General features: G+C 40.2%; 8 protein-coding genes. 5 read left to right on the top strand and 3 right to left on the bottom strand.

Going from position 1 to position 9,712, the window contains the following annotated elements; translation table 11 throughout:
• The first annotated feature begins 101 nt into the window (after window positions 1–101).
• Complete coding sequence (locus FHK88_RS02415) at window positions 102–1,151, top strand: IS481 family transposase (RefSeq protein ID WP_227429178.1); 1,050 nt, start codon at window positions 102–104, stop codon at window positions 1,149–1,151.
• Window positions 1,152–1,259: 108 nt separating this feature from the next.
• Here the strand turns inward: FHK88_RS02415 and FHK88_RS02410 are convergent, their stop codons facing one another.
• Window positions 1,260–1,742 carry a MarR family winged helix-turn-helix transcriptional regulator gene (locus FHK88_RS02410; RefSeq protein ID WP_227429177.1) on the bottom strand — a complete coding sequence of 161 codons (483 nt, stop codon included), beginning with the start codon at window positions 1,740–1,742 and terminating at the stop codon, window positions 1,260–1,262.
• A gap of 261 nt (window positions 1,743–2,003) precedes the next feature.
• Here FHK88_RS02410 and FHK88_RS02405 point away from each other — a divergent pair, with 261 nt between their 5' ends.
• Window positions 2,004–2,465: a hypothetical protein gene (locus FHK88_RS02405; protein WP_227429176.1), complete on the top strand. Its 462-nt coding sequence runs from the start codon at window positions 2,004–2,006 to the stop codon at window positions 2,463–2,465.
• 94 nt (window positions 2,466–2,559) lie between these two features.
• On the opposite strand, the gene FHK88_RS02400 is transcribed toward FHK88_RS02405, so the two are convergent.
• On the bottom strand, window positions 2,560–2,799 hold the full coding sequence (locus tag FHK88_RS02400) for a hypothetical protein (protein ID WP_227429175.1): 240 nt from the start codon (window positions 2,797–2,799) through the stop codon (window positions 2,560–2,562).
• A 69-nt stretch (window positions 2,800–2,868) separates the two neighbouring features.
• On the bottom strand, window positions 2,869–3,108 hold the full coding sequence (locus FHK88_RS02395) for a hypothetical protein (protein ID WP_227429174.1): 240 nt from the start codon (window positions 3,106–3,108) through the stop codon (window positions 2,869–2,871).
• A 569-nt stretch (window positions 3,109–3,677) separates the two neighbouring features.
• Between FHK88_RS02395 and FHK88_RS14470 the strand changes: the two genes are divergently transcribed.
• From FHK88_RS14470 to purL, 3 genes are all read left to right on the top strand, one after another.
• Window positions 3,678–3,965 (top strand): CsbD family protein, encoded by a 288-nt coding sequence (locus FHK88_RS14470; protein ID WP_227429173.1) that lies wholly within the window; start codon window positions 3,678–3,680, stop codon window positions 3,963–3,965.
• Window positions 3,966–4,581: 616 nt separating this feature from the next.
• Window positions 4,582–5,244, top strand: coding sequence for a CDP-diacylglycerol--glycerol-3-phosphate 3-phosphatidyltransferase (gene pgsA / locus FHK88_RS02385; protein WP_227429172.1), 663 nt, complete (start codon window positions 4,582–4,584; stop codon window positions 5,242–5,244).
• Window positions 5,245–5,632: 388 nt separating this feature from the next.
• The gene (gene purL / locus FHK88_RS02380) at window positions 5,633–9,604 is read left to right on the top strand and encodes a phosphoribosylformylglycinamidine synthase (protein ID WP_227429171.1); all 3,972 of its coding nucleotides are present in this window, start codon (window positions 5,633–5,635) and stop codon (window positions 9,602–9,604) included.
• The last annotated feature ends 108 nt before the right edge of the window (window positions 9,605–9,712 follow it).

The following is a 9,712-nucleotide window of genomic DNA, read 5'->3' as shown; positions in this document are numbered from 1 at the left end:
TGTACTAGTCTCAACCTAATCTGACAATCACACTTTAAAAAAGAGTGTGTTACCCAAATTGATGAAGATGTCTAAACTTTATCAAATAAGGAATAACACACATGAACCATTCTAGCACAAATAGTAATCCAATCATCAAACACAGAGCAGGCTTACTAAACTTAGCTCAAGAGCTAGGTAACGTCTCTAAAGCTTGTAAAATAATGGGGGTCTCTCGAGACACCTTTTATCGCTATAAAGAAATGGCAGACAACGGCGGTATAGGCGCATTAGTGAATCAATCAAGGCGAGTACCTAACCTTAAGAATCGAGTTGATGAGTCCACAGAACAAGCTGTCATACAACATGCCATAGACTATCCTGCTCACGGTCAGCACAGAACCTCTAATGAACTTAGAAAAGTAGGTATTTTTGTTTCAGGCAGTGGTGTACGTTCTATATGGTTAAGACACAACCTAGAAAACTTCAATAAACGTTTAAAGGCATTAGAGGCAAAAGTAGAAGCCGAAGGCATCCTCTTATCTGATGAGCAAATATCAGCACTTGAAAAGAAAAAACTAGACGATGAAGCATCTGGTGAGATTGAAACAGCACATCCAGGCTACCTAGGCTCACAAGATACTTTCTATGTCGGTCATTTAAAAGGCGTTGGACGTGTTTATATGCAGACCTTTGTAGATACTTATTCGAAGGTAGCACATGCTAAGTTATATAATACCAAAACACCGATTACAGCTGCTGATTTACTCAATGATAAGGTATTGCCGTTTTATCAAGAGCATGAGTTACCGATGCTTAGAATATTAACAGATAGAGGTACTGAGTATTGCGGTAAGGTAGAACAACATGATTATGAGCTTTATTTGGCTATCAATGATATAGATCATACTAAGACTAAAGCCAAATCCCCGCAAACCAATGGTATTTGTGAGCGGTTTCATAAGACTATCTTACAAGAGTTTTATCAAATTGCTTTTCGAAAGAAGATTTACGATAATCTAGAGTCTCTACAAGCTGATTTAGATGATTGGCTTGTTTATTATAATTATGAAAGAACTCATCAAGGTAAGATGTGCTGTGGTAGAACACCTATGCAAACGCTTACTGAGGGTAAATCCGTTTGGGCACAAAAGAATTTAGCTCAAATATAACCTGACATCTTGACCGTCAATTTGGGGGTACTGTCAGATTAGGTTTGAGCTAGTACAGATAATCTCTATTCTTTAACTAATTCTCTAGCCCTCTCGTCCTTTAATTCTTTAACCCTTTAGTTCTTCCAGCTTTTCTGCCAACGTCATAATAACACGGTGCATCGCCTGAATGTCCTCTAATGCAATCCCCTCTGCCAACGCATTGACCCAAGGAATTTGTCGCTGTTCAGTCTCCTCAATCACTTGCCGACCCTTTTGGGTCAATACCACCAAGTTTGCCCGTTGATGATGTGGATTTGGCTCAAATGCTACCAAATCCTCTTTTGCCAAATCATTGACGATACGCTGTACATTTTGCCGACTTGTACCCATATCTTTTGCCAGCCAAGCTACTGGTTGCGGTTGCTCACTTGCCATAATCGTCCCCAATACTTGCCAACGGGAGCTGGTCAGTCCAAGGTCAGCAACCAGCCTATCACCTGCGGTCAATACACGACTGTTTAATTTAAATAAATCAAGCATCAGATTGCTCAATGCTGACCCTTCTGCTGTTCGTTGCTTGTCTGTTTTGCCTATTTTCTTTTCTGCCATCTTTATTCACCGTCATCATTATTATTTGCATGCTTTAAGCAACCTTAATTTACTTTACCATTAATCAGAATTTAGATTAACCATCGTTCATTTAATATTTAATAATTGACATCATGATGTCAATATGACATTATAACACCATAAAGCAAACAAAGCGTGGTTTTCCTGTTTCTATTTATCACAGTAAACAACAGACAAGTAAGACAGTATCCTCACCTTTATATATATCCACAAATCTCTATCGTTACAGGAAATCCCATCATGAACCCAAAAATCATACACGCCATCGCAGGCACGCTAGCTATGTTGATTATTGCTACATTTTGGACAACTACTACCATTTCTGAATTATTTTTAAGCGTCTCCGCTATCGTTGCGGTCAAGCATTATATTGCCTATTATGGCATTGCTTGCTTAGCGGTATGTATGGCGATGACGGGGGGTACAGGGAACTTTTTAGGCAAATCTCGTAAAGGCAGATTGATTACTGAAAAGCAAAAACGCATGAAAATCATTGCGCTAAATGGGATTTGCATCATGCTACCATCAGCAATATTTTTAAATTACAAAGCCAGCTCAGGGCAGTTTGATACCATTTTTTATGTGGTGCAGGTGATAGAATTGATGGTTGGTATTGTGCAATTAACTTTATTGGGTAAAAACTTTCAGGCAGGGCTAAAAATGGCTGGCAGATTACGTAAAAAAAAACCCGCAGTAGCATAAACTCATAAGCTGATATCAGCACATTATCGCTTATCTTATCTATAGAACCGTATGGCAGATGTCATGCGGTTTTTATTATGTTTTGATTATATGTCTATAAGTTGGATATCACCCATTCATATACTATATCTGCTTGTATATCTAATGGTACACGTTCTTCATTTAACATCGCAAAAAACTCATCATCATCTGCTGTTAGATAATACCCTTCCAATCGAACATCTTCCACAGCATCTATATGCTTTTCAATGACCACTGCCAACTCTTCATCTGTTAAGGGGGTATATTCCATTGCTCTGATTTTTTGGCGAAAATATTCAATATCTTTTTTCATAGCTATTCTTATTTATTAGTCCTTATTTATAATAACCAAACAGCTTTCGCTATACGGTTTTAATGATGTCTATAAATTAGAAAAAACCCACTCTTTAGCAATTTTCTGACGCAATTCAATTGGTAAGCGTTCTTCAGCCAACATCGCAAAAAACTCTTTTTCTTCTTCTGTTGTGTAAACCCCTTCCAATCGAGAACTAGCAACTGCACTTTCCCTTATTTCAAGAACTTCTGCCAGCTCTTCATCTGTTAAGGGTGTATAATCCATTGTTCTAATTTTTTGACGAAAATACTCAATATCTTTTTTCATAGCAATCCTTATTTATAAAAACTATTCAAAACTGTATCATTTATATCATTATTATAGTTTAAATCCTATAACCACAAACAACAAAACCGCACAGCTTGCGCCATACGGTTTTCATTGTTTACTGTCCTTAGTAAATTATCAGCTTATATTTCATCCTAAAATATGAGTGATATTGGGTATCCTACCCTAAACGATTACTTATCCTTAATACGGTTAACTCTATGTATCAACTACATTAAGTCTCTCAATCCTTGAGCCATCATCCTTGATGCCGTGAAACTATAATCGCAAATTTACAGAGTAAGTAATAGTCGCCAAAGCGTCAATGCGTGTAAGCATATGCTTACAAAGATTTAACATCAGGAGATACTGGCATATCAAATTTATAATAAATTATTAACATTGGATATACAGACATCATGAAACTCTAGCGATATGATGAAATAATCAAGTTAGCTAAATGCTACGCTATACATAGCCTACAGATATTATAAACTTGATAATTTCAACATAATAAGTGGGTATATCTATGTTTTTTATACCCTTAACCCTCTTGAAGGAGATAAATAATGAATAAAGATACACTACAAGGTGAGTGGAAACAATTAAAAGGCAGTGTTAAACAAAAATGGGCAGATTTAACCGATGATGATTTAGCCCATGTTGAAGGTAGCCGTGACAAGTTGGTTGGTAAAATCCAAGAGCGTTATGGTCAACTTAAAGATGAAGTAGAAGCGCAAGTTGATGAGTGGTTAGCAAAACTGCATCATCATGCAGAAAAAGCACAAGATGATAATGCAACTGATACTACAGCATCAACGACTACTGATAGCGTCAATCCAGACACTAAGGGCTAATATATACCTAAAAATTAGTCACTATTGCTAATTTTTATACAAACTTAGTGAAAGGCATATCATCTGATATTATTTATTATCAGTTTGATATGCCTTTTTAGTTTCTACTAATTCTTTATCGTCTTTTTAAGTACCTATTAATGTTAATTACCTAAGTTTTGCTATCTATCTATGATATCCATCATCACAATAGGATAAATAGATTATTCTAAAACACAAAAAAAACCCACAGAGGAGGAGCTGCGGGCTGAGGAAATTTGAAGCACATATTGTTATTATTATCTAAAATACAATGATTGCATTAAAATATTAAGACAATCATATTCATATCAATTAGACTCATGCTAGAATACACATATTCAGTGAACATATGTTTTTGTATATTATAGTCTGATTTTCACTAAAAGTGAGAATGAAAATTACATTTATTTACACTTGAAGTACTTTTACAACACTGACATATTTTGTTAAATTTTTAAGTCATCCATTATGCAACAACCTGCAAGATATCAAATATTTTTTCTTGCAACTCCCCAATTTATGCAAATATTTTTATTATCTCTAGTAAAATGATAAGCTACGCTTTATTCATTACCATATAATTTGATAAACCATCATGAGCAATCCACAAAACTCTGAGAAAACCGCTTCTAGTGTCTTTAATCTACCCAATAACCTCACCATTGCTCGTATCGTTATGATACCGCTATTTGTTGCGATTGCTTATTGGCCACCTGCTTTAGGTATGGGTGGTCCTATGATTTCTGACAATGCCATTGCTAATATAGGTATGAATATAGATAGCTTTAGTGATAGCTTGTTACGACACTTGTTACTCACATTGTTATTCATTTTAGCGGCGATTACAGATTGGCTCGATGGCTATTTGGCACGGCGTATGAATATTACCTCTGCCTTTGGACGATTTTTAGACCCTGTGGCAGATAAGCTGATGGTTGCAGCAGCGCTGATTGTTTTGGTGCAATGGAATCCTAATATTATTATGTCCATTGCTGCTATTGTGATTATTTCTCGTGAGATTGCAGTTTCTGCATTGCGTGAGTGGATGGCAGAACTGGGAAAACGCACCAGTGTTGCGGTCTCTTATGTGGGCAAACTTAAAACTACCTTTCAGATGGTTGCCATTAGTGTACTACTGCTCAATTGGGAGTCATTGGAAACGCTGGGCTATATCTTGATGGTCGCTGCTGTTATATTAACATTATGGTCTATGATTATTTATCTAAGAGCGGCTTGGCCTTATCTTAAACAAAACTAACCAGTATTAGGCTCTGTTGAACTTTTACTGTGTTGTGTCAAGCTAATATCTACAAGGAAGACAGCTATTTTTACTTTTATGTCAAAATTCGCTCAATTTTTCCTATAAAGATTCCTATCAAGATTAAAGATAAGTGTTCAACAGACCTTACTTATTATGATATGGCTTGTCAGAAAATAAATAAGGCGCTTAATAACTGTGCTTAATAACATCGCTTAAAATCAAAATCCATTCAGCATTTATCACCGCCTAAGCTCGCTTCTTGTTATAATAATCAAAAATATCCTAGACCAATGCCAAATAGCTTTATTTGACACGTTGGTCATGGCAACTATAGAACTTTTCCACGTCTTTTAACCTTCTTATTTAACTTTGCGGATTGCTTTTTATGATGACCATCGCTGGATACCCCTACCTAACCGACTTTCAAAAAACGCAACTATTACAACAGCTTAATTCTTTAATAGATTTATCCATTTCTGAGATTCATACTCAGCAAGTGTATGTGTTATCACACCCTCTGGATGAAAAAGAGCAACAACAAGCCCTGAATCTGCTTAATCAAGGACAAGCAATCGAGCTAGCCCCTGCACAGCAAGGACAACTTCAAGTTATTGTTAGCCCTCGCTTTGGAACGATTTCACCGTGGTCAAGTAAGGCAACAGATATCTTTAATAACTGTGAGATTGCCATTGAGCGTATTGAGCGTGTGGTTATTTATACGTTGGTCGGGGCAGATTTGCCACACAAACTACCCAAAGAAGCCGAGCAGTTATTACATGACCAGATGACACAAAGTTTGGTTTATGAGTTTGCACAGTTAGACAGATTGTTTGAAACAGACAGCCCAGCACATCTTAATGAGATTGATATTCTGACACAAGGTCGTCAGGCATTGGTCGATGCCAACCGTAAATTTGGCTTTGCATTGTCTGAATCAGATATTGATTATTTGATGCAGGCTTATAGCACCTCACTACAGCGTAACCCTACCGATGTTGAGCTAATGATGTTTGCACAAGCAAACTCTGAGCATTGTCGCCATAAGATTTTTAATGCTGAGTGGACGATTGATGGTGAAGCACAAGCTAAGTCTTTGTTCCAGATGATTAAAAACACTTACCAGTCCAATCCTCAAGGGATTTTGTCTGCCTATAAAGATAATGCGGCGGTGATGGAAGGCTTTGAAGCACAGCGTTTTTATCCACTGCCAAATGCAGATGACAATGCTCACCACTATGACTTCCATCAAGAATGGATAGATATTTTGATGAAGGTTGAAACCCACAACCACCCCACAGCGATTGCACCGTATGCAGGAGCATCTACAGGTGCAGGTGGTGAGATTCGTGATGAAGGGGCAACAGGACGTGGTGGTAAGCCCAAAGCAGGGTTAACAGGCTTTAATGTCTCACATCTACATTTACCTGATATGCCTGAAAAATGGGAGCAATCAGGCAAAGTCAATAGCAAAGATTATGGCACACCTGAGCGGATGGCAACCAGCCTTGAGATTATGACCCAAGCACCGCTCGGCTCAGCAAACTTTTCTAATGAGTTTGGTCGTCCCAATTTATGCGGGTACTTCCGTTCATTTCAGCTAGATACCAGCCTAGAGCAAGATGGTAGCCAAATGCGTGGCTATCATAAGCCCATGATGGTTGCGGGTGGCTATGGCAATATCAAACGCAATCTGGTGGAAAAAAATGCGATTCATGAAGGCGATTTGCTTATCGTCTTAGGTGGCCCTGCGATGCAGATTGGTTTAGGTGGTGGTGCTGCTTCTTCGGTCGATAGTGGTGAGCTGGATGAAGGCTTAGATTTTGCCAGTGTACAACGTGATAATGCAGAAATGGAACGTCGTTGCCAAGAGGTGATTGACCGTTGTTGGGCATTGGCAGGTGATGATACAAATAACGATAAAAACCCCATCGTTTCTATCCATGATGTTGGTGCAGGTGGTTTATCCAACGCCATGCCTGAGCTGGTCAACGACCATGAAATGGGAGCGGTGCTAAACCTACGCAAAGTACCTTCACTAGAAGCTGGTATGTCGCCAATGGCGATTTGGTCAAACGAAGCGCAAGAGCGTTATGTATTGGCAATTCGTCCTGATAGTGAGGCAATGTTTACAAAAATATGTGAGCGTGAGCGTTGTCCATTTGCCATTTTAGGCGTCGCAACTGAGGTGCGTCATCTTAAAGTTGATGATGAGTTACTAGACGAACAACCTGTCGATATGCCAATGCAAGTGCTACTGGGTGGCACACCAAAACTACATAAATCTGTACAGCGTCCCATCGACAACAAACTGCGTCCTTTAGATGTTGGTGATATGCAGTTACATTCAACTGCCTTAGATGTCATGCGTCACCCTACTGTCGCCAGTAAGTCATTTTTAATTAGCATCGGTGACCGCTCAATCACAGGTATGGTGGTACAAGACCAATATGTCGGACGTTATCAAGTGCCTGTTGCAGACTGTGCGGTGACCCTATCAGGACTCAAAGCAGAGACTGGGGAAGCCATGAGTATGGGTGAGCGTCCACCTGTGGCACTGATAAACCCTGCTGCTTCTGCTCGCTTGGCAGTTGCTGAAGCGATTACCAATATTGCAGGCGCGCGTATCGCGCAGATTAGCGATATCACCCTATCGGCAAACTGGATGGCAGCTTGCGGGGAAGACAGCGAAGATGTGGCATTATATGATGCCGTACATGCCATCGGTGAAGAGCTATGCCCTGCCCTCGGTATTGCCATTCCTGTGGGTAAAGACTCACTTTCTATGCGTGCAAACTGGACAGACAGCAATGGTACAGAAAAGTCGGTTGTCTCACCGATGAGCTTGGTTATTTCTGCCTTTGCACCAGTTATTGATATCAATAAAACGCTGACCCCTGAGCTGGTTAATACCGATGCAGCTTTGTATCGTCTTGACTTATCTGATGGTCAATATCGTTTGGGCGGCTCAATATTGGCACAAACATTTAGCCAGTTAGGTGATGACAGTCCTGATTTAGCCAACCCTGAAGATTTAATCAATTTCTTTAATTTTATCCAAGCAGGCAATGAGCAAGGCATCATCAGTGCATATCATGATATTGGTGATGGAGGCATGTTTGCTACTGTTGCTGAGATGCAGTTTACCTCTCGGCAAGCCATTAACCTCAACCTTGATGAAGAAAACCTACTAGGTCAGCTATTTGCTGAGGAATTAGGAGCCGTGATTCAAGTGCTACCTGAGCATGTTGAAGCCATCATGCAACTGGCAGAACAACACCACGTCAGCCAAATGCTAAGTCTAATCGGGCAAACCTTTAAAACGCCTGCTGGTGGAGCAAAACAAGACAAACTGACCATCATCACGCCAGTTCACCAAGGTGATGAGGCTCTGGTATGGACACGCACTGAGCTACAACAAACATGGTCGCAAGTGAGCCACCAAATCGCCCGTCGCCGTGACAACCCTGCCTGTGCTGAGCAAGAGTTTGCTCTGATTGGCGATAGCAATCATCACGGTCTTATCGCCCATGCTAACTTTGACTTAAATCAAGCTGTTGAAGCACCGTATCTCAATAGTCGTGGTAGCAAACCAAAAGTAGCTATTTTGCGTGAGCAAGGGGTAAATGGTCAGCTAGAAATGGCGGCTGGCTTTACCATGGCGGGCTTTGAGGCGGTCGATGTGCATATGAGTGACCTACTGGCAAAACGCGTGGATTTACGTGACTTTGATGGTCTGGTCGCATGTGGTGGCTTTAGTTATGGTGATGTGTTGGGTGCAGGCTCAGGCTGGGCAAACTCTATCTTGTTCCATGATGAATTGCGTATGCAGTTTGTGCGCTTCTTTACTCGCCCAGAGACCTTTAGCTTAGGCGTGTGTAATGGCTGTCAGATGATGGCTCAACTTAAAGACTTAATCCCCGGTGCAGACAACTTCCCACGCTTTATCGCCAACAAATCGGCTCGCTTTGAGGCTCGTACTGTCAATGTCAAAGTAGAGCGCACCAAATCAGTGTTATTTAAGGGTATGCAAGACAGCATCTTACCAATCGCAGTGGCACATGGCGAAGGCTTGGCAACGCTAACGGAAACTGACATCGCAGGTATGGCACATCATGGACAGCTTGCCCTACGCTATGTGGACAGTCACGGCAACCCAACTGAAACCTATCCACTCAACCCTAATGGCTCAGTGGGCGGTGTCACAGGTATTTGTAGCTCAGATGGTCGCGTCACTTTAATGATGCCACACCCTGAGCGTACTCTACGTGCGGTGACACATAGCTGGAAGCCTGATGAATGGACGCAAGATGGGGCATGGTTGCGTATGTTTAGAAATGCTCGGGCGTTTTTAAGATAGATTTAAGAAAAATAATCGTGTAAATTTAGTGATATAACTCGTAAGTTAAACTTGCGAGTTATATATTTGGTAAATTACCATCATTTCAACCCTCATCTAATCCTCTTT

It is taken from the genome of Psychrobacter sp. I-STPA6b (assembly GCF_020662265.1).
In the GTDB taxonomy this organism is placed as follows: domain Bacteria; phylum Pseudomonadota; class Gammaproteobacteria; order Pseudomonadales; family Moraxellaceae; genus Psychrobacter.
Note: the sequence above shows the minus strand (reverse complement) of the source record. Positions and strands in the feature narration are given on the sequence as shown.

Bases quoted from the DNA above. Each gene is read 5' to 3' on its own strand.
- FHK88_RS14470 (WP_227429173.1), top strand. From the start codon at position 3,678: ATGAATAAAGATACACTACAAGGTGAGTGGAAACAATTAAAAGGCAGT.
- FHK88_RS02410 (WP_227429177.1), bottom strand. From the start codon at position 1,742: ATGGCAGAAAAGAAAATAGGCAAAACAGACAAGCAACGAACAGCAGAA.
- FHK88_RS02415 (WP_227429178.1), top strand. From the start codon at position 102: ATGAACCATTCTAGCACAAATAGTAATCCAATCATCAAACACAGAGCA.
- purL (WP_227429171.1), top strand. From the start codon at position 5,633: ATGATGACCATCGCTGGATACCCCTACCTAACCGACTTTCAAAAAACG.
- pgsA (WP_227429172.1), top strand. From the start codon at position 4,582: ATGAGCAATCCACAAAACTCTGAGAAAACCGCTTCTAGTGTCTTTAAT.
- FHK88_RS02395 (WP_227429174.1), bottom strand. From the start codon at position 3,108: ATGAAAAAAGATATTGAGTATTTTCGTCAAAAAATTAGAACAATGGAT.
- FHK88_RS02405 (WP_227429176.1), top strand. From the start codon at position 2,004: ATGAACCCAAAAATCATACACGCCATCGCAGGCACGCTAGCTATGTTG.
- FHK88_RS02400 (WP_227429175.1), bottom strand. From the start codon at position 2,799: ATGAAAAAAGATATTGAATATTTTCGCCAAAAAATCAGAGCAATGGAA.